At 59.8% G+C, this 23,886-nt stretch carries 21 protein-coding genes and 1 pseudogene; 10 read left to right on the forward strand and 12 right to left on the reverse strand.

Annotated features, from left to right (window positions below):
- Positions 1-14 precede the first annotated feature (14 nt).
- Positions 15-1,313: an MFS transporter gene (locus tag NE357_RS14920; RefSeq protein WP_169430523.1), complete on the forward strand. Its 1,299-nt coding sequence runs from the start codon at positions 15-17 to the stop codon at positions 1,311-1,313.
- A gap of 21 nt (positions 1,314-1,334) precedes the next feature.
- A complete protein-coding gene (locus NE357_RS14925) occupies positions 1,335-2,312 on the forward strand; it encodes a 2-hydroxyacid dehydrogenase (protein WP_169430524.1) in 978 nt (325 codons plus the stop codon).
- 123 nt (positions 2,313-2,435) lie between these two features.
- On the opposite strand, the gene NE357_RS14930 is transcribed toward NE357_RS14925, so the two are convergent.
- From NE357_RS14930 to NE357_RS14945, 4 genes are all read right to left on the reverse strand, one after another.
- The gene (locus NE357_RS14930; RefSeq protein ID WP_169430525.1) at positions 2,436-3,623 is read right to left on the reverse strand and encodes a pyridoxal phosphate-dependent aminotransferase; all 1,188 of its coding nucleotides are present in this window, start codon (positions 3,621-3,623) and stop codon (positions 2,436-2,438) included.
- 41 nt (positions 3,624-3,664) lie between these two features.
- Positions 3,665-5,290 (reverse strand): methyl-accepting chemotaxis protein, encoded by a 1,626-nt coding sequence (locus NE357_RS14935; RefSeq protein ID WP_169430526.1) that lies wholly within the window; start codon positions 5,288-5,290, stop codon positions 3,665-3,667.
- 221 nt (positions 5,291-5,511) lie between these two features.
- On the reverse strand, positions 5,512-6,651 hold the full coding sequence (locus NE357_RS14940) for a glycerate kinase (protein WP_169430527.1): 1,140 nt from the start codon (positions 6,649-6,651) through the stop codon (positions 5,512-5,514).
- Between the two features lie 91 nt (positions 6,652-6,742).
- Complete coding sequence (locus tag NE357_RS14945; protein ID WP_169430528.1) at positions 6,743-7,867, reverse strand: sugar diacid recognition domain-containing protein; 1,125 nt, start codon at positions 7,865-7,867, stop codon at positions 6,743-6,745.
- 171 nt (positions 7,868-8,038) lie between these two features.
- On the opposite strand from NE357_RS14945, the gene NE357_RS14950 reads away from it, so the two are divergent.
- Positions 8,039-9,349 carry an MFS transporter gene (locus tag NE357_RS14950; RefSeq protein WP_169430529.1) on the forward strand — a complete coding sequence of 437 codons (1,311 nt, stop codon included), beginning with the start codon at positions 8,039-8,041 and terminating at the stop codon, positions 9,347-9,349.
- Between the two features lie 62 nt (positions 9,350-9,411).
- Here the strand turns inward: NE357_RS14950 and NE357_RS14955 are convergent, their stop codons facing one another.
- From NE357_RS14955 to NE357_RS14965, 3 genes are all read right to left on the reverse strand, one after another.
- Positions 9,412-9,783 (reverse strand): DUF6124 family protein, encoded by a 372-nt coding sequence (locus NE357_RS14955; RefSeq protein ID WP_169430530.1) that lies wholly within the window; start codon positions 9,781-9,783, stop codon positions 9,412-9,414.
- A 357-nt stretch (positions 9,784-10,140) separates the two neighbouring features.
- On the reverse strand, positions 10,141-10,506 hold the full coding sequence (locus tag NE357_RS14960) for a hypothetical protein (protein WP_169430531.1): 366 nt from the start codon (positions 10,504-10,506) through the stop codon (positions 10,141-10,143).
- Entirely contained in the window at positions 10,503-11,207 is a 705-nt protein-coding gene (locus tag NE357_RS14965; protein WP_169430532.1) for an SDR family oxidoreductase, read from the reverse strand. The genes NE357_RS14960 and NE357_RS14965 overlap by 4 nt, the downstream gene beginning before the upstream one ends.
- A 99-nt stretch (positions 11,208-11,306) precedes the next feature.
- Between NE357_RS14965 and NE357_RS14970 the strand changes: the two genes are divergently transcribed.
- The 3 genes from NE357_RS14970 to rarD all read left to right on the forward strand — a co-directional run bounded on the left by NE357_RS14970 (position 11,307) and on the right by rarD (position 14,487).
- A complete protein-coding gene (locus NE357_RS14970) occupies positions 11,307-12,206 on the forward strand; it encodes a LysR family transcriptional regulator (protein ID WP_169430533.1) in 900 nt (299 codons plus the stop codon).
- Positions 12,207-12,275: 69 nt separating this feature from the next.
- Complete coding sequence (locus NE357_RS14975; RefSeq protein WP_169430534.1) at positions 12,276-13,289, forward strand: aldo/keto reductase; 1,014 nt, start codon at positions 12,276-12,278, stop codon at positions 13,287-13,289.
- A 316-nt stretch (positions 13,290-13,605) separates the two neighbouring features.
- Entirely contained in the window at positions 13,606-14,487 is an 882-nt protein-coding gene (rarD, locus tag NE357_RS14980) for an EamA family transporter RarD (RefSeq protein ID WP_169430535.1), read from the forward strand.
- 127 nt (positions 14,488-14,614) lie between these two features.
- Here the strand turns inward: rarD and hppD are convergent, their stop codons facing one another.
- Both hppD and NE357_RS14990 read right to left on the reverse strand, forming a co-directional pair.
- Entirely contained in the window at positions 14,615-15,691 is a 1,077-nt protein-coding gene (hppD, locus tag NE357_RS14985; RefSeq protein ID WP_007958955.1) for a 4-hydroxyphenylpyruvate dioxygenase, read from the reverse strand.
- 246 nt (positions 15,692-15,937) lie between these two features.
- The gene (locus tag NE357_RS14990) at positions 15,938-16,885 is read right to left on the reverse strand and encodes a DMT family transporter (RefSeq protein WP_169430536.1); all 948 of its coding nucleotides are present in this window, start codon (positions 16,883-16,885) and stop codon (positions 15,938-15,940) included.
- A 77-nt stretch (positions 16,886-16,962) separates the two neighbouring features.
- On the opposite strand from NE357_RS14990, the gene NE357_RS14995 reads away from it, so the two are divergent.
- The 3 genes and pseudogenes from NE357_RS14995 (at position 16,963) to NE357_RS15005 (ending at position 20,087) form a co-directional block, all read left to right on the forward strand.
- Positions 16,963-17,835, forward strand: a complete 873-nt coding sequence (locus NE357_RS14995; protein ID WP_169430537.1) for a LysR family transcriptional regulator — start codon at positions 16,963-16,965, stop codon at positions 17,833-17,835.
- A gap of 115 nt (positions 17,836-17,950) precedes the next feature.
- Positions 17,951-19,486 (forward strand): annotated as a pseudogene (locus NE357_RS15000) (EAL domain-containing protein).
- 235 nt (positions 19,487-19,721) lie between these two features.
- The gene (locus NE357_RS15005) at positions 19,722-20,087 is read left to right on the forward strand and encodes a histone-like nucleoid-structuring protein, MvaT/MvaU family (RefSeq protein WP_169430538.1); all 366 of its coding nucleotides are present in this window, start codon (positions 19,722-19,724) and stop codon (positions 20,085-20,087) included.
- A 209-nt stretch (positions 20,088-20,296) separates the two neighbouring features.
- Here NE357_RS15005 and NE357_RS15010 read toward each other — a convergent pair whose 3' ends face one another.
- Entirely contained in the window at positions 20,297-20,815 is a 519-nt protein-coding gene (locus NE357_RS15010) for a DUF4946 domain-containing protein (protein ID WP_169430539.1), read from the reverse strand.
- Positions 20,816-20,957: 142 nt separating this feature from the next.
- Between NE357_RS15010 and gloA the strand changes: the two genes are divergently transcribed.
- Entirely contained in the window at positions 20,958-21,479 is a 522-nt protein-coding gene (gene gloA, locus NE357_RS15015; RefSeq protein ID WP_169430540.1) for a lactoylglutathione lyase, read from the forward strand.
- Positions 21,480-21,561: 82 nt separating this feature from the next.
- Here the strand turns inward: gloA and ahpF are convergent, their stop codons facing one another.
- Complete coding sequence (gene ahpF / locus NE357_RS15020; protein WP_169430541.1) at positions 21,562-23,124, reverse strand: alkyl hydroperoxide reductase subunit F; 1,563 nt, start codon at positions 23,122-23,124, stop codon at positions 21,562-21,564.
- Between the two features lie 128 nt (positions 23,125-23,252).
- Positions 23,253-23,816 (reverse strand): alkyl hydroperoxide reductase subunit C, encoded by a 564-nt coding sequence (gene ahpC, locus NE357_RS15025; RefSeq protein ID WP_007958941.1) that lies wholly within the window; start codon positions 23,814-23,816, stop codon positions 23,253-23,255.
- Positions 23,817-23,886 lie beyond the last annotated feature (70 nt).

The raw sequence follows: 23,886 nt of genomic DNA on the forward strand, positions 1-23,886 counted from the left end.
TCAGGAGCAAGACCATGAAAACCGTAACCCTCGCCACCCGCCGCTGGTGGTACATCATGCCGATCGTGTTCATCACCTACAGCCTGGCTTACCTGGACCGCGCCAACTACGGATTCGCTGCCGCCTCCGGGATGGCCGCCGACCTGATGATCACGCCGGGCCTGTCCTCGCTGCTCGGCGCGCTGTTTTTCCTCGGTTACTTTTTCTTCCAGGTGCCCGGCGCGATCTACGCGCAGAAGCACAGCGTCAAGAAGCTGATCTTCGTCAGCCTGATCCTCTGGGGCGGGCTCGCCACGCTGACCGGCGTGGTTTCCAACGCCTATTGGCTGATCGTCATCCGTTTCATGCTCGGCGTGGTCGAAGCGGCGGTGATGCCGGCGATGCTGGTCTATCTCTGTCACTGGTTCACCCGTGCCGAACGCTCCCGGGCCAACACCTTCCTGATCCTCGGCAACCCGGTGACGATGCTGTGGATGTCGGTGGTGTCGGGGTATCTGGTGCAGCATTTCAGCTGGCGCTGGATGTTCATCATCGAAGGTTTGCCGGCGGTGCTCTGGGCGTTTATCTGGTGGAAGCTGGCCGATGATCGTCCGGCTCAGGCCAAGTGGCTCAGCGACCGGGAAAAGCACGATCTGCAAAGCGCTCTCGCCGCCGAACAGGTCGGGATCAAAGCAGTTAAGAACTACGCTGAAGCTTTCCGCTCGCCGAAGGTGATCATTCTGGCGCTGCAGTTTTTCTGCTGGAGCATTGGCGTCTACGGCTTCGTGTTGTGGCTGCCGTCGATTCTCAAGGCCGGCGCGCAAATGGACATGATCGAGGCCGGCTGGCTCTCGGCCCTGCCGTATCTGGCGGCGGTGATCGGGATGCTGCTGGTGTCCTGGGGCTCGGACAAACTGCAAAAGCGCAAACGTTTCGTCTGGCCGCCGCTGCTGATTGCCTCGGTGGCGTTCTACGGTTCGTATGCCTTGGGTGCCGAGCATTTCTGGTGGTCGTACACGCTGCTGGTGATTGCCGGCGCCTGCATGTACGCGCCTTACGGGCCGTTCTTCGCGATCGTGCCGGAAATCCTGCCGGCCAACGTTGCTGGCGGCGCCATGGCACTCATCAACAGCATGGGCGCCCTCGGTTCGTTCGGTGGTTCGTATCTGGTCGGTTACCTCAACAGCTCCACCGGTTCGCCCGGCGCTTCGTACCTGCTGATGAGCGGCGCACTGATGCTCTCGGTGGTGCTGACGATTTTTCTCAAGCCCGGCGCGAGCGACCGGGTGACGGCCAAGCGCGTCGCACCGCGTCCGCAGCCGGCCCATTCCTGAATTGATAGAGAGATGACTGCGATGAAAAAGCAGGTTGTGCTGTACAAAAAACTGTCGGCGGCGCTGATGGCGCGCCTTGAGGAACAGGTCGACGTGACGCTGATCGACAGCCTCGACGCCGACGGCCTGATGAAACTGCGTGACGCCCTGCCCGGCGCCCACGGATTGCTCGGCGCGAGCCTGAAACTGGATGCGGCATTGCTTGATCTGGCACCGCAGCTCGAAGCGATTTCCAGCGTCTCGGTGGGCGTCGACAACTACGACATCGACTACCTGACCCGACGCAGAATTCTGCTGACCAACACCCCGGATGTGCTCACCGAAACCACTGCCGACACCGGTTTCGCGCTGATCCTGGCCACCGCCCGGCGAGTGGTGGAACTGGCGAACATGGTGCGCGGCGGTCACTGGCACCGCAGCATCGGCCCGGCGCATTTCGGCACCGATGTGCACGGCAAGACCCTGGGCATCATCGGTATGGGGCGGATTGGCGAGGCGTTGGCGCAGCGTGGACATTTCGGGTTCGGGATGCCGGTGATCTATCACAGCCAGTCGCGCAAACCGGCGGTCGAGGCACGCTTCAACGCGCAGTACCGCAGCCTTGAAGACTTGCTGCAGCAGGCGGATTTCATCTGTCTGACGTTGCCGCTGACGGCGCAGACTGAAGGTTTGATTGGCGCCGAACAGTTTGCGTTGATGCGCCCGGAAAGCATCTTCATCAACATTTCCCGAGGCAAGGTAGTAGACGAGACGGCCATGATCGATACCTTGCGCCATAACCGGATTCGCGCGGCGGGGCTGGATGTGTTCGAGCGCGAGCCGTTGAATCATGACTCGCCGTTGTTGCAACTGAATAATGTGGTGGCAACGCCGCACATGGGTTCGGCGACCCATGAAACGCGCGAAGCGATGGCGCGGTGTGCGGTGGAGAATCTGTTGGCGGCGTTAACTGGGAAGAAGCCGGTGAATCTGGTGAACTCATCAGCTTGGCAGAGCTGAAACTTTCAGCGCTTGTACCGGCCCTTCGCGAGCAGGCTCGCTCCCACAGGTCTTGTGTACACCGCAGTACACTGTGGGAGCGAGCCTGCTCGCGAAGGGGCCATTAAAGACAACACAGAACCTTCAGGCGCTGCGCACTTGCAAAAGCTGCGCAGCGCACAGCGCAATCCGCGAACACGCATCCGCCAGCTTCACCCGATCCACCACCAGCCCGATGCGAATATGCCCCGCCGCACTGGGCCCGAACGCTTCACCGGCCAGCACCGAAACCCCATACCCCTCCAGCAATCGTTCTGCAAAATCCTGCGCCCCGATCCCGGTCTGGCGCACATCGACCATCACAAACATCCCGCCATCCGGCTTGATCGGGTACAACCCCGGACAGCCGCGCAACCGCTCGCACACCAGATCCCGACGCAACCGGTATTCCTCGCGCATCAGCGTCACTTCCGGCAGGTCTGTCTCCAGCGCTACCTGCGCCGCTTTCTGCACGAAATCCGGCAGACCGAACAGCATGCTCAACGACAGATTCACCAAATGCTCGGCCAACGGTTTTGGCCCGATCATCCAGCCGATCCGCCAACCGGTCATCGCGTGGGACTTTGACAGGCTGTTGACGGTCGCGGTGCGCTCGGCCATGCCCGGCAGGCTCGCCGGGCTGACGTGCTCACCTTCGTATAACAATTCGCTGTAAACCTCGTCACTGATCAGCCACAAGTCATGACGAATGCACAGCGCCGCAAGCGCCTGCCAGATCAGCAACGACAGACTGGCGCCGGAAGGATTGTTGGGGCTGTTGAGCAACATGGCCCGAGTCTTCGGAGTGATCCGCGCCGCGACATCCACCGGGTCGACGCGAAAACCGTTCTCAGGGCGAACCGGAACAGGCACCACGGTTGCGCCACAGGCACCGAATACACCTTCATAAGTCACATACATCGGTTCGGCGACGATCACTTCATCGCCCGGATCAAGCAGGCATTGCGCCACCGAATACACCGCGCATTGTGCGCCGGGCAACACGATCACATGCTCGGCATCGACATCCTGGCCGCTGTTGCGTCGATGGCGCTCAGCGATCAACGTGCGCAGCTCCCGCCGGCCGCGCACTTCGGAATAATGCGTATCGCCCGCCAACAGGCTGTCGATGGCGCCGTGGATGATCGGCAGCGGCGTGTCGAAATCCGGATCACCCACCGACAGCAGCAACACATCGACCCCTTCGGCGCGCAGTTCCAGCGCTCGGTCGTGAATCCGCCAGGCCGCTGCTCCCTCCCCGGCGATTCGTTGGGTCAAGGCTGAATAGCGCATGTACGTCTCCTGATTGCGCGGTCTCCAGCCTACACCCTAGGTCAAATCACAAACCGCGCCACCATCGCATTCAAATCCACCGCCAGGCGCGACAGTTCGTGGGTCGCGGCGCTGGTCTGGTTGGCCCCGGCGGCCGATTGCGTGGCCAGGTCGCGGATGTTGACCAGGTTGCGGTCGACCTCGCGGGACACCTGCGCCTGCTCTTCCGAAGCGCTGGCGATGACCAGGTTGCGCTCGTTGATCTGGTGAATCGATTGGGTGATCTGCTCCAGTGCAACGCCGGCGGCGCGAGCCATTTCCAGAGTGGTCTGGGTGCGTTGGTTGCTCTGCTGCATCGACTCGACCGCTTCGCCGGTGCCGTTCTGGATGCCGGCGACCATTTTTTCGATTTCCTGGGTCGATTGCGCGGTGCGATGGGCCAGGGCGCGAACCTCGTCCGCTACCACGGCGAAACCACGCCCGGCTTCACCGGCACGGGCCGCTTCGATGGCAGCGTTGAGTGCCAGCAGGTTGGTCTGTTCGGCGATGGCGCGGATCACGTCCAGCACCTTGCCGATGTCGCGACCCTGAGCGGCCAGGCCTTCGATCATCTGCGCGGTGTTTTGTACGTCGTGGGTCATGGTCTGGATCGCATCAACGGTTTTCACCACCTGATCGCGACCTTCGCGGGCGGCGTGGGTCGACTGGTTCGAGGCTTCGGAGGTCGACACCGCGTTGCGTGCCACCTCTTCCACCGCGGCGGTCATTTCGTTGACGGCGGTGGCGGCCTGTTCGATTTCGTTGTTCTGCTGTTGCAGGCCACGGGAGGCTTCTTCGGTCACGGCGTTGAGTTCTTCGGCGGCGGCGCCCAGTTGCGTGGCGGAGCCGGCAATCTGCTCGATGGTCTTGCGCAGGTTGGCCTGCATGGCAGACAGGGCCTCGAGCAGACGCGCCGGTTCGTCCTTGCCGTCGATTTCGATGACTTTGGTCAGGTTGCCGCCGGCGATGGTTTGTGCCGCAGCGACGGCGCGGTTCAGCGGGGTGACGATGCTGCGGGTCAGCAGCCAGGCCAGCAATACCGTGGCCACTGCTGCGATGACGGCCACGATGACGATGCCGGTAATGGCACCGTCGTAATGCTCACCGGCCTGAATAGAAGCGTCTTTAGCACCAGCGGCATTGATCGCAATGAGTTTGTTGAGCTGCTCTCCCATCTGGTCCGTGCCGTCCTTGATCTTCGTGTTGATCAGGGCGCGCATCTCTTCGAGCTTGTCCTGACGCGACAAATCCATCATTTGGTTCTGGGCTTGCAGATAGTTGTCCAGCGTCGTCGCGAAGGCCTGATATTGCGCACGCTCTTCACTCTCAGCGGGCAACGCGGCGTAAGCGGCCTGGGCGCTGCGCACTTTGTCCACCAGCACGCCGATGCGAGTCTGTGCTTCCTGCAGGCCTGCAGCTTCACGGTTGACCAGAACCCGGAACGATAGAATCCGCAGACGCAATACGTTCTCCGTCATCACACCAAGATAAGTGACGCTGGGCAACTGATTGGTCTGCATCTCGACGGAAGCCTGACGGATGATCGACATGCGGTTGACGGCGAACACGCCGAGCACGATCACCAGCAGGGCAATAAAGGCAAAACCGAGGAAGGCACGGGGCGCGATATTCAGATTACGCAAGGACATAGGAGGACTCTCGGATAGTTGAAACTACTAGCGTCCATGCCCTTTCACTGGCCCTTGTGCGGGCTTCAGTCCGGCGTCACTGTTTCAGGAAGTCTTGTGCGCGCCTGATCTCTGTATCGGCCAGGCTTGAGGGATTTTGCAGGTAAAGAGCAAATATTTTTCTAATTATTGCGAGTGTTTCGCTATTGAAACACCCGACGTTTTAGATGATGGGTGACAGGTCAGCCCGCAGTTGCCACACGCCATACGCGAGCAATGTCTGTGGCACGTTCGCGCAGCAGGCGTGGCGCCTCGGCGCAGGCTTGTTCCAGCGTCATCGGGCCGCTGGTGACGGCGAATGCTGCGTCGATACCGTGCTCGTAGAGTGCCTGATAACCCTCGCCCAGCGTGCCGGCAATGACAATCACCGGCACGCCGTGCTGCTTGGCGATCCGCGCGACGCCGAACGGGGTTTTGCCGCGCAGGGTCTGGGCATCGAAGCGTCCTTCGCCGGTGATGACCAGATGTGCGCCCTTCACGGCCTCGGCCAGTCCGACCAGTTCCGCGACGACTTCGACACCGGCCTGGAACCGTGCGCCGAGAAATGCCTTGGCAGCAAAGCCCAATCCACCCGCGGCACCGCTGCCCGGCTCATCGCGGACATCCTTGCCCAGCGCTTGCGCGCAGAGTTCGGCGAAGTGGCCGAGGGCCTGATCCAGTTGCTGCACTTGCGCAGGAGATGCGCCCTTCTGCGGACCGAAGATTGCCGAGGCGCCGTGAGGGCCACACAGCGGATTGTTGACGTCGGCGGCGATGTCAAAACGCACTTGCGCCAGACGCGGGTCGAATTCGCTCAAGTCCAGTCGTGCGAGTTGCGCCAGCGCCAGACCGCCCGGCACCAGCGATTGCCCTTGAGCATCCAGCAATTTCACGCCCAACGCCTGCATCGCGCCGGCGCCGCCGTCATTGGTGGCGCTGCCGCCGATGGCCAGAATGACCCGCTGTGCGCCGGCATCCAGCGCTGCACGGATCAGTTCACCGGTGCCGAACGTGCTGCTGATGCAGGCATCGCGCTGCCCCGGCGGCACCAGTTGCAAGCCGCTGGCCTCGGCCATTTCAATGATTGCGGTGTGGTTGTGCGGCAGCCAGCCCCACGCCGCATCGACCGCCGCGCCCAACGGGCCGCGCACGCGGGTACGGCGCAGTTCGCCTTCACACGCAGCGAGAATTGACTCCACCGTGCCTTCGCCACCGTCGGCCATCGGGCACTTGACCAGCGTCGCCTGCGGCCAGACCTGCGCCAGGCCCAGCGCAATGGCTTCTGCAACGCCTTGGGCACTCAGGCTGTCCTTGAACGAATCGGGGGCGATGACGATTTTCATGCGAATTCTCCAGTTCCAATGCCCCTCATGCTGCCAGTCGCCTCGCACGTTGACGCCTGTCCGCTGCACAAGTCGTGCAGGCGTTTATTGTTCATTTCGACAAATCGTCGGTCTGTGGCAGCAATTGCACACCCAGATACAACGCCAGCATCCCGTCCAGTTTCAACGGATCGACCCCGCTCAACTCGGCGATCCGCTCCATCCGGTAACGCAGGCTGTTGCGGTGAATCCCCAACGCATCGGCGCAGGCCTGACTCTGCCCGTCGTGATCGCACCAACTGCGCAGGGTCGCGAGCAACTGGCCGTTGCTGTCCTTGGCGATCACCTTGCGCAATGGTTTGAGCAATTCGTCCAGCGCATCATCGTTGCGATGGCGCCAGAGCATCACCGGCAGGCGATAGCGGTTGAGGGTCAGCAGTCGAGAATGCGGCAACACTTCGCGGCCATAGGCGAGCAGATCGCCGACCCGTCGATAGCAACGACGCAACCCGGCCAGCCCATCGGCCTGCCCGCCGACCGCAATGCGCAGGATGTTCCAGCCCAGGCCATCGAGCTTTTCCAGCAAGCGATCATGCTCGACGTTCTGACTCGCCGGCCGACACCACAGCAGCGACGACTTGGCCGAACTCACGCACCAACTGTCCGGATAGCGTGTCGTCAGCCAGGCACTCAGCGCCTCGACGGTTTGCCCCGGCCCGTGCTCCAGTCCTAGCTCAAACAGGTACGGCACCCGCGTCAGTTGCGGTTTGAGGCCCAGTTGCTGGGCCTCGTCGACCAGCCTTGGCGAATCCCCCGCCTCACTCAGCAGCAGCGCCAGCAAGTCATCGCAACGCTGCCGCCGCCATTGCTGCTCGGATTGCTGGTTGCGCTGGCCGACCAGCATTTCGGCGGTCATGCGCACCAGCTCGGCGTAAGTGCGCAGTTGCTCCGGTTCGCCGGTGATGCCGAGCACACCGATCAAGCGCTGATCGAGCAACAGCGGCAGATTGATCCCCGGCTGCACGCCTTTGAGATGCACCGCCGTCTGCGCGTCGATCTCCACCACTCGCCCGTTGGCCAGGACCAATTGCGCACCTTCGTGACGGGTGTTGATGCGCTCCGGCTCGCCGCTGCCGAGGATCAGTCCCTGGCTGTCCATGACGTTGACGTTGTACGGCAAAATGGCCATGGCCCGGTCGACGATGTCCTGGGCGAGGTCGTGATCGAGTTCGAACATAAAGGCTGAAATCCTTGAAAACAGGCGCGGACGGTTGTTCACCCGCACAGGGTCTGCCGGCAAACCCTGTGCTCAGGCACAAAGACAATCCGGCCAAAGGTGACCGAGACTCTCAGGGCGATCAACGTTACCCTTTGCATCGCAAAAAATCATAATAAAGAGAGAGCCGCCATGTCGCAGAGCGCCGCTGCCGCCCAGACCATCGCTGACGATAAAAATGCCGTCTACAAACGCATCACCCTGCGTTTGATCCCCTTCATCTTCATCTGCTACCTGTTCAACTACCTCGACCGGGTCAACGTTGGATTTGCCAAACTGCAGATGCTCGACGCGCTGAAATTCAGCGAAACCGTGTACGGCCTCGGTGCCGGTATCTTCTTCATCGGCTACGTGCTGTGCGGCGTACCGAGCAACCTCGCGCTGACCAAGTTCGGCCCACGGCGCTGGATCGCGCTGATGATGATCACCTGGGGCACGCTGTCGACTTGCCTGCTGTTTGTCACCACACCGACCCAGTTCTACACCCTGCGCCTGTTCACCGGCGCGGCTGAAGCCGGGTTCTTCCCGGGCGTTGTGCTCTATCTCTCGCAGTGGTTCCCGACCTTCCGCCGTGGCCGGATCATGGCGTTGTTCATGTCGGCGATCCCGGTGTCCGGCCTGCTGGGCAGCCCGTTTTCCGGCTGGATCCTCAATCACTTCGCTGCGGGCCAGGGCGGTTTGGCCGGTTGGCAGTGGATGTTCCTGCTGCAAGGTATTCCGACTGTGATCCTCGGCGCACTCGCCTACTTCCTGCTCAGCGACAACTTCGCCAACGCCAAGTGGCTGACCCCGCATGAGCGTTCGGTACTGGAAGCCGATCAGGCGGAAGACCTGGCGAACAAACCTAAAACCACTTCCGACTCGCTGATCGCCGTGTTCAAGAACCCAGCCATCTGGGCCTTCGGCCTGATCTACTTCTGCATTCAGAGCGGCGTGTACGCGATCAACTTCTGGCTGCCGTCGATCATCAAGAACCTCGGTTTCAGCGACAACCTGGTGATTGGCTGGTTGAGTGCGATTCCGTATCTACTGGCGGCGGTGTTCATGCTGGTGGTGGGTCGTTCGGCGGACTTGCGTAAAGAGCGTCGCTGGCATTTGGTGGTGCCAATGTTGATGGGGGCGATTGGTCTGCTGATCGCGGTGAACTTCGCGGCGAATCCGGCGATTGCGATTCTCGGTCTGACCATTGCGACCATGGGCGCGTTGACCGGTCTGCCGATGTTCTGGCCCGTGCCGACGGCGATGCTGAGTGCAGGCGCTGCGGCGGGTGGGTTGGCGTTGATCAATTCGATGGGGCAGATGGCGGGGTTCCTGAGCCCTTACCTCGTGGGTTGGGTCAAGGACAGCACCGGGTCGACGGATGCGGCGTTGTACCTGCTGGCGGGTGTGATTGTTGGCGGGAGCCTGCTGGCGTTGCGGATGACGCGGACGTTGCGGGCCTGATTATTGGCAGGTACACAAAAACGGCCCGATTCGGGCCGTTTTTATTGTTGCTCGTTGATCGGTCAGGGCTGGGCTTCAGCCGCCGTGTCCAGATTATCCAGCACCCGATTTACCGCCAGTTCCGCCAGCATGATCAGTTGCCCGATGCCCAGCAGCACATGCCGCTGCGGCGCATCGAGCATTCCGGCGAAATCGCTGGCCATGGTTTTGGCCGAGGTCAGGGTTTCGCAGGCGTCGGCCAGTAGCTCTTCGCTCGGGATGCCGGGGGCGATGAGGTAGCGGGTGTTGGGTTTGAGCAACGGTTTTCGGGGGAGCAGCGGATTGAGGTAATGATCGAGGGCGCGTTCGGCGGCTTCGTGGAATTTCTTTGAATCGAGGGTTTCGTAGGGGGACGTTGAATCGGCTTCGGGTGGGTTGGGTGTTGGTTTGATCATGGTGAAACTCCCTGATTGATGGAGCTGCCACAGTTCGCTGCGAAACGAATAGAGGTGGCAGCTGTACGCGGGTTCGCAGACCGGGAATCAAGGAACCCGGCATACCCGAAGGTATCCCGCGCACAACCGCCATTACACGATCAGGCAACAATGCTGAACGGAAACGGCGCGCTGGGCGCCTTGATTGATCCGGGCTGCGAAACCCGATCGCTGATTCGTCAGCGACCGGGAAACGATAGAGCCCGCGTCCAAGGCGCACAAGCCGGCGGATTCTGGCGCAGTCGTAGGCAACGGCGCAAGGTTGTGTAGCCTGAGGTGCGTGTCTGAACGTGTCCTTTAAACGCCACGATTAAACACTCACAAAATCCCCGTTTTTGCATCCAGTTCCAGCACCAGGCCTCCCGGCATCTGCACAAAAATCTGCCAAACCCCATCCTCCGGCACCTGCGCCACCTGATACGGCAACCCACTGCCCTGCACCCGCTCCAAAACCACCGCCGCGTCTTCATCGGTCCGAAACGCGATATGACTCAACGCCGCCTCATCCAGCGCCGCTTGCTCAATCACATGCACCAACGCCTGCCCATCCTGATACAACCAACGCCCGGGAAACGGAAACGGCGGTCGACGCCCCGGCGTCAATCCCAGCAGTGCGTTGAAAGCATCCTGAATCGGTTGCCCGTCCGGCGCGTTGAACGCCATGTGATCGAAGTGCCAGGTCATAACAATCCACCTCCGTCGACATCGATGATGCTGCCGCTGATAAAGCCGTTTTTCATGACCAGCATAAACGCGGCGGCCAGGTCCTGTGGCGTGCCGACACGGCCCACCGGCAGCGCCGCCGAGGTGCGGGCGAACATCGCGCTGCGCTGGCTTTCATCCATGCCGGCGTAGGCTTCGGTGTCGGTCACGCCGGGGCTGATCACGTTGACCCGACGCGGCGCCAGCTCCTTGGCCAGTTGTTTGGCCAGAGCGTCCAGCGCGGCATTCAGGGTGGTCTTGATGAATTGCCCTGCGACGAATTTGCGCGACAGCAAACCCGACGTCAGGGTGATGCTGCCCCGCTCGCTCAGGTACGGCAGCGCCGCTTGAATCGCGCGCAAAGTGCCCCAGAATTTCACATCGAACGCCTGCTGCGCCTGGAGCAGATCGCTGTCGGCCAACGGCTTGGCGCTGACGCTCGGCCCGGCGGTCATCACCAGATGATCGAACGCGCCGATGCGTTCGAACAGTTGACGCAGCGAGGCCTCATCGGTGACATCGGCTGACTCGTGGCGGATACCTTCGTGAGTTTCGGACGTTTCAGCACGGCGCCCGACCGAGTAAACACGGGCGCCACGTTCCGCGGCATTCGACGCGACGGCGGCGCCAATGCCGCTGCTGCCGCCGATGACCACAACAGTCTGATTGTCGAATGGTTTCATGGGAGTTCTCCGGTGGGCTTGAGGAGATTGCATCTTCCCCCGTTGCCAATCGCAGAAAAATCCCGGTAAATCGGAAGGATCTTTAAAGGATTTTTACCAATGAGCTCGATTCTGGATCTTGAGATCTTCGTCCGTACCGCCGACTCCGGCAGCATTTCCGCCGCCGCCCGGGCGCTGGAGCTGACCCCGGCCGCCGCCAGCATCGCCTTGAAACGCCTGGAAACCCGCCTCGGCATCCGCCTCTTCGCCCGCTCGACCCGCAGCATGCGCCTGACCGAAGAAGGCCGGCGCTATCTGGAAAGCGTGCGTCTGGCACTGGCCACACTGGCCGAGGGCGAACAGGCGCTGAAGCAACAGACCGAAGGCCTGAGCGGCGTGCTGCAACTGGCGGCACCGTCGGACTTCGGGCGCAACGTGTTGCTGCCGTGGCTGGACGATTTCAAGCGCGAGCACCCGCACATTCAGCTGCAATTGCTGCTCAACGACCGACACGCGGACCTGTTTCGCGAGACGGTGGATGTGGCGTTGCGCTTTGGCGTGCCGAGTGATTCGACGCTGGTGGCGTTGCCGATTCTGTCCGAGCATCGTCGCGTGGCCTGTGCCAGCCCTGCGTATCTGGAGCGTCACGGCACACCGCAGAACCCCGCCGAGCTGAGCGATCACAGCGCCCTGCTCTATCTGCGCAACGGCCGGCCTTACAACACTTGGCGTTTCCATCGCGAAGACGAAACGCTTGAAGTCGAAGTACGCGGCGACTACCTCAGCGACGACGGCGAAGTCGCCCGCCGCTGGGCACTCGCCGGGCACGGCATCGCTTACAAGGCCTGGCTCGACGTGGCCGAAGACGTACGCGCCGGACGACTGGTGACGCTGGTCGATGACTGGCATGGTGAGAGCGTGCCGTTCAATCTGCTGTGCCCGCACCGGGTGCAGGTGTCGGAACGGGTCAAGGTGTTGCAGGCGTTTTTACGCGAGCGCTGCGAGGCGTTGCGCCGATAAATTCACTTTGCCGCGCCGGGCGCTTCTGGTATTTGATGGAAGCTTTCCCACCGACAAAAGGATTTCGGCATGAGCTATCGCACACTGGGTCATTCGGGGTTGCAGGTGTCCACCCTCACCCTCGGCACGATGATGTTCGGCGAGCAGACCAGCGCAGAGGATTCGCTGCGCATCATCGACAAGGCGTGGGATCAGGGCATCAACTTCATCGACACGGCTGACGTCTACACCAACGGCCGCTCGGAAGAGATCGTCGGCGAAGCCATCGCCCGTCATCGTCACGAATGGGTGCTGGCGACCAAGGTCGGATTCGGCCCGGTGGACGGCGTGCCGAATCGCAGCGGACTGAGCCGCAAGCACATTTTCAATGGTCTGGAAGCCAGCCTGACACGGCTCGGCACCGACTACCTCGACATCTATTACCTGCACCGCGAAGACCACAACACGCCGCTGGAAGTGACGATCTCGGCGATTGGCGATCTGATTCGCCAGGGCAAGATCCGTTATTGGGGCCTGTCGAACTATCGCGGCTGGCGGATCGCCGAGGTGATTCGTGTGGCAGACAAACTGGGTGTCGATCGCCCGGTGATCAGCCAGCCGCTGTACAACATCGTCAACCGTCAGGCCGAAACCGAGCAGATCACCGCCGCCCAGACCTACGGCCTCGGCGTGGTGCCTTACAGCCCGCTGGCCCGTGGCGTGCTCAGCGGCAAATACGCACCGGACGTGACCCCGGACGCCAACAGCCGCGCCGGGCGTCAGGACAAACGGATTCTGGAGACTGAATGGCGCGTGGAGTCGTTGCGCATTGCCCAGCAGATCCAGCACTACACCAAAGAGCGCGGGGTCGGGATTGTCGAGTTTGCGATTGCCTGGGTGCTGAACAACGGCGCGGTGACGTCGGCGATTGTCGGGCCGCGTACGGAAGAACAGTGGGATGCGTACACCAAGGCGCAGGCAGTGAAGATTACGGCGGAAGACGAAGCGTTTATCGATTCGCTGGTGACGCCGGGGCATGCGTCTACGCCGGGGTTTAATGATGTGAGCCATTTTGTGTCTGGGCGTAAACCGCGTTCGGCGTGAGATCGCTGCCCTCATCGGAACGCCGCCCGCCTATCCCTCTCCCGGGGGGAGAGGGAACCGATTGGGGGAAATTGAAGCTACGCTTTTGCCTGAAGCTGTTGTGTTGAATCCGTAATCGACTCGGACTTTCACGTCGCTGAAACTCGTGAGACACCTCGGTCAGTCCCCTCTCCCTCCGGGAGAGGGTTAGGCGGGCGGCGTTCCGATGAGGGGCTTTTGAACTCATGTAGAAAATATTGACCACTCCGACCAATATTCACCACAAAAACCACGTATCCTGCGCGCCCCGTTTGACCATCACCCCCGCGAGGACAGTTTGTCTAAAGGTATCGCTCTTTCGGTAACAGCCTCGACGCTGTTTGCCGTCATGTATTACTACACCTCGTTGCTCACTCCGTTGAGCGGCGTGGAAATTTTCGGTTGGCGGATGCTGCTGACCGTGCCCTGCATGACCGTGTTCATGATGTTGTCCGGCGAATGGCGGCGGGCGCTGGAGCTGCTGCGCCGGATCCCTGCGCTGCCGAAGCTGATCGGTGGCCTGATCCTGTCGTCTGCATTGCTGGGCATGCAGTTGTGGCTGTTCATGTGGGCGCCGCTCAACGGCTACAGCCTCGATGTATCGCTGGGTTATTTCCTGTTGCCGTTGGCCATGGTGCTGACCGGACGCATCGCTTATGGCGAAAACCTGTCATACCTGCAAAAAGTCGCGGTGTTTTTTGCCAGCCTCGGCGTGTTGAACGAGCTGTATCAGGTCGGCGGGTTTTCCTGGGCGACGCTGGTCGTAGTTGTCGGTTACCCGTTGTATTTCGTGCTGCGCAAATACCTCAAGACCGACAACCTCGGCGGTTTGTGGGTCGACATGACGCTGATGTTGCCGGTGGCGTACTGGTTTGTGCGCGGCGGCGAACAGGGTTTCGGCGTGTTCGATCAGTACCCGGCGCTGACGTGGCTGATTCCACTGCTCGGTCTGATCAGTGCGTCGGCGCTGGTGGTGTACATCATCGCCAGCCGCTTGCTGCCGTTCAGCCTGTTTGGTTTGTTGAGTTACGTTGAGCCGGTGTTGCTGCTCGGTGTGGCGCTGTTGCTGGGCGAGAGCATCAAGCCCGGTGAATGGCTGACTTACATCCCGATCTGGCTCGCGGTGGTAGTACTGGTGTTTGAAGGGTTCAAGCATCTGATGCGCCAGCGCAGGCCTTAAAAGCAGCACAAAACAAATGTGGGAGCGGGCTTGCTCGCGAAGGCGTCGGATCAGTCAACTGAAGTGTTGAATGAACGATTGCTTTCGCGAGCAAGCCCGCTCCCACATTTTTTATCGGTGCAGCTGATTACTCGGTAGCGAGTACGCCACGACGCACCTGGTCACGCTCGATCGATTCGAACAGTGCCTTGAAGTTGCCTTCGCCGAAACCATCATCGCCCTTTCGCTGGATGAATTCGAAGAACACCGGGCCCATCAGGGTTTCCGAGAAGATCTGCAGCAGCAGACGCTTGTCTTCTTTATCCGACGCACCATCGAGCAGGATGCCGCGCGATTGCAACTGATCGACCGGTTCGCCGTGGTTCGGCAGACGGCCTTCGAGCATTTCGTAGTAGGTGTCCGGCGGCGCGGTCATGAAGCGCATGCCGATTTTCTTCAGCTGATCCCAGGTCTTGACCAGGTCGTCAGTGAGGAACGCCACATGCTGAATGCCCTCGCCGTTGAACTGCATGAGGAATTCTTCGATCTGCCCGGCACCCTTCGACGATTCTTCGTTGAGCGGGATGCGGATCATGCCGTCCGGAGCGGTCATCGCTTTCGAGGTCAGGCCGGTGTATTCGCCCTTGATGTCGAAGTAACGGATCTCGCGGAAGTTGAACAGCTTCTCGTAGAAGTTGGCCCAGTAGGCCATGCGGCCGCGATACACGTTGTGGGTCAGGTGGTCGATGATTTTCAGGCCGGCACCGACCGGGTTGCGGTCAACGCCTTCGAGGAACACGAAGTCGATGTCATAGATCGAGCTGCCTTCGCCGAAACGGTCGATCAGGTACAGCGGCGCGCCGCCAATGCCCTTGATCGCCGGCAGGTTCAGTTCCATCGGACCGGTTTCGATGTGGATCGGCTGGGCGCCGAGTTCCAGTGCGCGGTTGTAGGCCTTTTGCGAATCCTTGACCCGGAACGCCATGCCGCAAACGGACGGGCCGTGTTCGGCCGCGAAGTACGAAGCAACGCTGTGGGGTTCGTTGTTGAGGATCAGGTTGATCGCGCCCTGGCGATACAGGTGCACGTTCTTGGAACGGTGGGTCGCGACCTTGGTGAAGCCCATGATCTCGAAGATCGGCTCCAGGGTGCCAGGCGTCGGCGATGCGAACTCGATGAACTCGAAGCCCATCAGGCCCATTGGGTTTTCGTATAAATCTGCCATGGTTGGCGCCTCATCATTCTTATCAATTAACCAGAGTTATTTGTCAGTAATGCTGAGACCGGTGGGTGGCGCACAGGAGATGCCACGCACACTGCGGGCGAGGAAGTCACCGTAGATCAGTTGAAACCCGAATATCTTCATTGTCGACCCAAGGCTCTTGCGGGCGAGGCTTCTGCTGCCAGAAGACGATTATTATTGTATGCGTAACCCGATTCTACACAGCGTAAATAGGGTTGTCTGCCCTCTCTATAAAATCCGCTTTTTTCGGCCCGGTGCAAGGGGTTTGTTGCACAGGTAAATGCCCGTCAGGATCAGTGCGCCGCCCAGCCCCATGGGGATCGTCACTGGTTCACCCAGCAGGATGGCACCAGCCAGCACGGCAGTCAGCGGGTTGAGCGCGATGAACACGCCAGAGCGAGTTGCACCCAATTTGCGGATACCGTCGTAGTAACCGATGTAGGCCACCGCCGAGCCGAGTACGCCCAGGTAGATCAGGCTCAGCCATTGCGTCGTGCCCAGATTGGCCACCGGTTGCACGCTCACCTCACCGTGAATGGCAGCCAGCACCCAAAGCATCAGCGTACCGAGTACGATCGAAAACGTAACGGTCTGCAACGGGCCGATGCTGTGATTAAGGCTGCGGGAAAAAAGCGAATAAACGCCCCAGCCGATTACGCAGCCGAAAATCAGCAGGTCACCCAGCCAGGCGTCTGGCGGCGTGGTCAGCCATTGTGGATCACGGCTGACGATCACCACACCGGCGCCGCCGATACACACCAGAATGCCGATGATTTTGGATCGACTCATTTGCTCCTTGAACAAGAGCCATGACGCCAGACCGATTACCGCCGGATTCAACGCGACGATGAGCGATGCCCGCGACGCATTGATGTATTGCAAGCCGTAAAAGAAGCACAGGTTGTAGAAGAAGATCCCGAAGAAACCCAGCGACACCAGTTGCAGCCATTGCCGGCCGGTGGGTCGCGCAAAAGGAATTCGCGCCAGCCACAGAAATCCGAGCAACGCGACGCTGGCCAGCAGGAATCGAAGGCTGGCCGCAAGGATCGGGCTCAGGCTGCCGGCCAGCATGCGCCCGGCGACCCAGGTCCCGCCCCAGATCATGGTGACCATGGCCAGATTCAGATAGACGGGAATGTCCGAGGTCTCTGGACGGATTGATTCATGACTACTCATAACGCTCTCAACGACTCAACGGGCGGATGCCGTATCATTCGAGTCATTATTGATCATCGTAAAATGAGCTTTTACTCATGACCTTGACCCAGCTCGAAATCTTTTCGCTGGTGGCCGAACTGCGCGGCTTCACCCTCGCGGCCCATCGCCTGGGGATCTCGCAATCGGCGGTGTCCCACGCCTTGAAGTCGCTGGAGCAGGAACTGGGTGTCGATTTATTTCGCCGGCATCAATCGCAAGTGGAACTCAGCGACATTGGCGAGCAGTTGCTGTTGCGCGCGCGGGCCATGCTCGGGCTGGCCAACACGTTGCGCCAGGAAGCCGCCGATGCGCGCGGGCTGAAAAGCGGCACCTTGCGCATCGGCTCGTTCGGCCCGACCTCATCGATCAGGTTGCTGCCGCGAATCCTCCGGCATTTCCGCCAGGTGCACCCGGGCATCGAGGTTCACATCGACGAAGGGCCGGACCGCCAGGTGCTCCAGTGGCTTGATGCGCGACGGATCGATATCGGTTTCGTGGTGTTGCCCGAAGAACGCTTCGATACGTTCGCCCTGATGGAAGATCGGATGGTCGCCCTGCTCCCGCTCGACCATCCTCTGGCCACGCAGGCGGCACTGAGCCTGAACGATCTGTGCAGCGACCCGTTCGTACTCACCGAAGCCGGCTCTTCGGAACTGGTATCGCGACTGTTCAACGCGGCAAGGCTGAGCCCGAATATCCGCTACCGCTGCTCGCAACTGCTGAGCACCCTCGATACCGTGAGCCGGGGCGACGCCATCACGATCGTTGCCGAAGGTTCCCTCCCGGACGAGCCGGATCCGCGCTATGTGAAGAAGCCATTGTCACCGGCCGTGCAACGACACATCGGTCTGGCCGTACTCGATAAACGCCAGGCTTCACCCGCGACCCTGGCATTCATCAAATTGGCAACAACGCTGGATTACCGCTGAGCGGCACGAGTTCCAACGGCCAACTATCATGGGCACAGCCCCATCGCTTTCCGGAAGGTGCACCCTTGCCCCGCCTGCAGTCGAGAGCCCCACACCATCGCAACAGGATGCGCCCATGCCTCTGACCGTCAGGCCCCGCCGCAAACGCAGTACCCGAATCATCGTGACACTGTTGTGCGGCTTGCTGCCGATCCTCATCGGCACCGTCATTCTTCATATACAGGCCGAACGTACGCTGGAGCAGAGTTCCCGACAAACCGCCGAGGAAGCTTTGCGCCAGTTTGATCTGATGCTCGACAACACCGCCCAGTCCGCCCGGGAATTGCTGCCGCTGGCTGGCCAGCCCTGCGAGAACGTCAAACTGGCACTGCGCGAATAGGTCACCCGCCGCCCGTTCGTGCGCTCGACCAATCTGGTGTGGGACAACAACCTCTATTGCAGTTCGTTGTTCGGTGATTTCAAGGAAGCCGTCAATCCGGGGGACTACACCCAAGGCAAGTTATGGCTCATGAACGGCAACCCGGTTACACCGGATACGGCGCTGCTGGTGTATCGACTGAACGATGGCCGGGGCGGCGCCCTGACGACGCTGGACGGCTATCACTTGAGCAATATCCTGCGCCTGATCGGCCGGCAGACATTGTTATTGCTGCAGGTCGGCAACAATTGGCTTTCAGCCGATGGCAAGGTGCATCAAGGCGCCCTTCCCGAGTTGCCGGTGGCCCAGAGTACGTTGAACTCTCCACACTATGCCTACACGGTGAGCGCCGGTTTCCCTGAAGATGAAATCTGGAACTACATGAGCGACGAATATCCGCCGCTGTTCAGTCTGTTGATTTTCTTCGGGGCGGTATCCGGAGCAATCGGTTATGTCGTGCAGAACCGCGCAACATCCCCCAGTCACGAAATGCTGCGCGCGCTGGAGGCCGGAGAGTTCATTCCCTACTTTCAACCGGTGGTCTATGGCGACAGCAAACGCTGGTCGGGCTGCGAAGTACTGATGCGCTGGAATCATCCCAGAGAAGGCCTGGTACGTCCGGACCTGTTCATACCGTTTGCCGAACATTCCGGGCTGATCGTGCCGATGACCCGTTCATTGATGCAGCAGACCGCTGTCGTGCTCGGGCCGCTGTCTTCTTCCTTCGAAGCCCCCTTCCACATCGGAATCAACATTACAGCCAGCCACTGCCACGATCTTGAATTGGTGGAAGACTGTCGGGAGTTCCTGGCGGCATTCGCGCCCGATAGTGTCAGCCTGGTACTTGAGTTGACGGAGCGGGAACTGATCGAGCCCACCGACATCACCCATCAACTGTTTGAGCAACTGCGCGCCATGGGCGTAAAGATCGCCATCGACGACTTCGGCACCGGTCATTCGAGCCTGGGTTACCTGAGAACACTCAATGTCGACTTCCTCAAGATCGACCAGACGTTCGTCGCCATGATCGATAAAGATGCCCTGTCACGACACATTCTGGACAGCATCATCGAGCTATGCGCCAAACTGGATCTGGGAACTGTGGCCGAGGGTGTAGAGACACAAGCCCAGTGCGATTACCTGGCGGCGCATCACGTCAACTTTCTGCAAGGCTACCTGTTCGGCAAGCCCGTTTCTGCCATAGACTTCATTGACGCATTAACTCACCATTAACTTGGCCTGATAAATCCGGGCTTGCCGACAGCGCGCACGAAATTGATTCAAGACATCGCCGTTTTTTACATAAAGAAAAAGTCAGGATTTACTCTCGTCGCATTAACTACTACAATTTTTCTTACCTGTTGCAAGACTGGCAGGTGAGCCACTATCACCGAGTCGCTTCAAGGCTCTTGGCTTATAGCTTTGTTTGCGGTTGGTATCAGCCAAACACACTATTGGAGTAAAGATATTGTCCAGACTCGCTGAATTTCGTGCAGCTGAAAAGGCCCTTCAGGAACAGCTCAAGCAGCTGGAATCGCTGAAGAACGATGCCGGGCTCAAGAAAGAAATCGAATTCGAAGAAAAGCTCCAGGGGCTGATGAAAACCTACGGCAAAGGCCTGAAAGACATCATCGCCATCCTCGATCCGAATCCGGCAAAATCCGGCCTGCAACAGGCCTCGGCACCTAAAACCCGCCGCGCTCGCGTGGTCAAGGTCTATCAGAACCCGCACACCGGCGAGCTGATCGAGACCAAGGGTGGCAACCATCGCGGCCTGAAGGCCTGGAAGGAACAATACGGTGCAGCCACCGTTGATTCCTGGTTGCGCGGTTAATCCCTGGCAAACATAAAAGCCCTGCAAATGCAGGGCTTTTTTTTGGACAATATTTAACAAATGCAACATTTTCTTGTTGAAAAAGTTGGCAGCAAAATCTCCGTCGCACGCTGAAACTATGCTTCCGGATGTTGCGCACCTGCCAGGCGAACAACTTTGTATTTAATTACTTTCGGTATCTGGAAGCCCGTTGACCAGCGAACAGCCGATTAAAATTTCAGGCTGTTTCTTGCGCTCGCAATTTCATCCGCGCTGGCCTTGTAAACGTCGGCTTGCCCGGCATACGAAAGTACATACGCCTTGTCCGCCTCTACTGCGGCGACCAGTGTTTGCGACAACACATGACGCCCGTTCTCAGTGACAGTACAAGTGGTTTCAAGCGCTGCCAATGAACCCAGCGTACTGGGATGAACCTTGTTGCAGACACTCTGGTAGCCCCCTTGGAAAAAGTCCTTCTGCACCGACTTGCGCATCTCCAGCAACACGCCTTGCAGATTGACCTGATGACCTGTCTCCACACGCGTCATCGTCAACTCCATCACCATCACCTGATTACCATCGGCGTCGGTCTTCGCCGCCCGCTGACGGGTAACTTCCGGCGTTGTGTCGGGCAACGCTTCAACTTGCCAGCCGGACGGCCAGGTAATGCTCGGAGCGTCCGCCAGGGCTGCAATGGCAACGAGGGACAAGCCGAAGAAAACGAACAGCGATTTGAACGGTCGGATCATTACCAGAGGCACTCGCAGATTGAACCATAAAGTCTGAGGCTCGCCCGCTCGCAGGGCAAGCCCGCGCTTTCGGTTTGGCGATGCCGCAACGCATGCGTATCATTGCGCCCATTCACTCGCCCCAATTTGTTACGGAGGGCTCATGAGCCTGCAAGAACTGAACACCTTCCCTGGCGTGACCGCCACCCCGGACAGCGCAACCCGCAACTTTGTGTTCAACCACACCATGCTGCGCGTCAAGGACATCACCAAGTCGCTGGACTTCTACACCCGTGTACTGGGCTTCTCGCTGGTAGAGAAGCGTGATTTCCCGGAAGCGGAATTCAGCCTGTACTTCCTCGCATTGGTCGACAAGTCGCAGATCCCGGCCGATGCCGCTGCGCGTACCGAGTGGATGAAGTCGATCCCCGGCATCCTGGAACTGACCCACAACCACGGCACCGAAAGCGATGCCGATTTCGCCTACCACAATGGCAACACTGACCCGCGCGGTTTCGGCCACATCTGCATTTCGGTCCCGGACATCGTCGCGGCTTGTGCACGCTTTGAAGAACTGGGCTGCGACTTCCAGAAGCGCCTGACCGATGGCCGCATGAAAAGCCTGGCGTTCATCAAGGATCCGGATGGTTACTGGGTCGAGATCATCCAGCCAGCGCCGCTGTAAAGCTGAACCTGGGTAGAAAGCACCGCGCAACGAAAAAACCCCATCATCGCTGATGGGGTTTTTCTTTTTTTAGGCCCGGGATTTATGCCGGGGCCGAAGTCCGGATCAAGTGATCGAAAGCGCTGAGGGAAGCCTTGGCGCCCTCGCCCACCGCAATCACGATCTGCTTGTACGGCACGGTGGTCACGTCACCGGCGGCAAAGATGCCGGGGATCGAGGTTTCACCGCGGTTGTCGACGATGATCTCGCCGCGCGGCGACAGCTCGATGGTGCCTTTGAGCCAGTCGGTATTGGGCAGCAAACCGATCTGCACGAAGATCCCTTCCAGCTCGACCGAGCGCAGTTCGTCAGTATTGCGATCCTTGTAGCGCAGACCGTTGACCTTCTGGCCATCGCCAGTGACTTCAGTGGTCAACGCACTGGTGATCACGGTGACGTTCGGCAGGCTGTGAAGCTTGCGTTGCAACACAGCGTCGGCACGCAGTTGTACATCGAACTCGAGCAAGGTGACGTGGGACACGATGCCAGCCAGATCGATGGCCGCTTCGACGCCGGAGTTACCGCCGCCAATCACCGCCACACGCTTGCCTTTGAACAGCGGACCGTCGCAGTGCGGGCAGTACGCCACGCCTTTGTTGCGGTATTCCTGCTCGCCCGGCACGTTCATTTCACGCCACCGCGCACCCGTCGCCAGAATCACGCTCTTGGCCTTGAGGGTCGCACCGCTGGCGAAGTGGACTTCATGCAGCTCGCCATGCTTGCCCGGGATCAGCTTGTCGGCGCGCTGCAGATTCATGATGTCGACGTCGTACTGCTTGACGTGCTCTTCAAGCGCGGTCGCCAGTTTCGGGCCTTCGGTTTCCTGCACGGAAATGAAGTTCTCGATGGCCATGGTGTCCAGCACCTGACCGCCAAAGCGCTCGGCTGCAACACCGGTGCGAATGCCTTTACGTGCGGCATAGATCGCTGCCGACGCACCGGCCGGGCCACCCCCGACCACCAGCACATCAAAAGCTTGCTTGGCGCTGATTTTCTCGGCCTGACGCTCGATGGCGCCGGTATCGAGTTTGGCGAGGATTTCTTCCAGACCCATGCGGCCCTGGCCGAAGTTTTCGCCATTCAGGTAAATGCTTGGCACGGCCATGATCTTGCGATCATTGACTTCGTCCTGGAACAGCGCGCCGTCGATGGCGACGTGGCGGATGTTCGGGTTCAGCACAGCCATCAGGTTCAGCGCCTGAACCACGTCCGGGCAGTTCTGGCAGGACAGCGAGAAGTAAGTCTCGAAGTTGAACTCGCCCTTGAGCGAGCGGATCTGCTCGATCACTTCGACACTGGCCTTCGAAGGGTGGCCGCCGACTTGCAGCAGGGCCAGCACCAGCGAAGTGAATTCATGGCCCATCGGGATGCCGGCGAAACGCAGGCTGATGTCGGCACCGGGACGGTTGATCGAGAACGACGGTTTGCGTGCATCGTCGCCGCTGTCAATCAAAGTAATCTGATGCGAAAGACTGGCAACGTCTTTCAGCAGGTCGAGCATTTCACGGGATTTCGCACCGTCGTCGAGTGAAGCAACGATCTCGATCGGCTGGGTGACCCGTTCCAGGTACGATTTCAACTGGGCTTTAAGATTGGCGTCCAACATACGGGCGATCTCCTGACTTTATTTGAGGCGAAAAAAAGCCCGAGCGAATCTCGCCCGGGCTTTTCTATTGGGCGGTGCAGCTTACTTAGGTAGGTGCGGAGTTCCGCCCTGCATTGCGTGTCACAGACTTAGATCTTGCCGACCAGGTCCAGGGACGGAGCCAGAGTGGCCTCGCCTTCTTTCCACTTGGCTGGGCAAACTTCGCCTGGGTGTGCAGCAACGTACTGAGCAGCCTTGATCTTGCGCAGCAGCTCGGAAGCGTCACGGCCAACGCCGCCATCGTTCAGTTCAACGATTTTGATCTGGCCTTCAGGGTTGATCACGAAGGTGCCACGATCCGCCAGACCAGCTTCTTCGATCAGCACGTCGAAGTTGCGGGAGATCACCTGAGTCGGGTCGCCGATCATGGTGTACTGGATTTTGCCGATGGCTGGCGAAGTGTTGTGCCAGGCAGCATGGGCAAAGTGGGTGTCGGTCGAAACGCTGTAGATCTCTACGCCCAGTTTCTGGAAGGCAGCGTAGTTGTCAGCCAGGTCTTCCAGCTCGGTTGGGCAAACGAAGGTGAAGTCGGCCGGGTAGAAGAACACTACGGACCATTTGCCTTTCAGGTCAGCGTCCGAGACTTGTACGAAGTCGCCGTTTTTGAACGCGGTAGCTTTGAACGGTTTTACTTGGCTGTTGATGATAGGCATTGATGACTCTCCGTCAGGGTTGTGAATTCGATGGGTGAATCCTACCCACTCACTCGACGGATGGCTCATT

This window comes from Pseudomonas sp. G7(2022), from assembly GCF_052660475.1.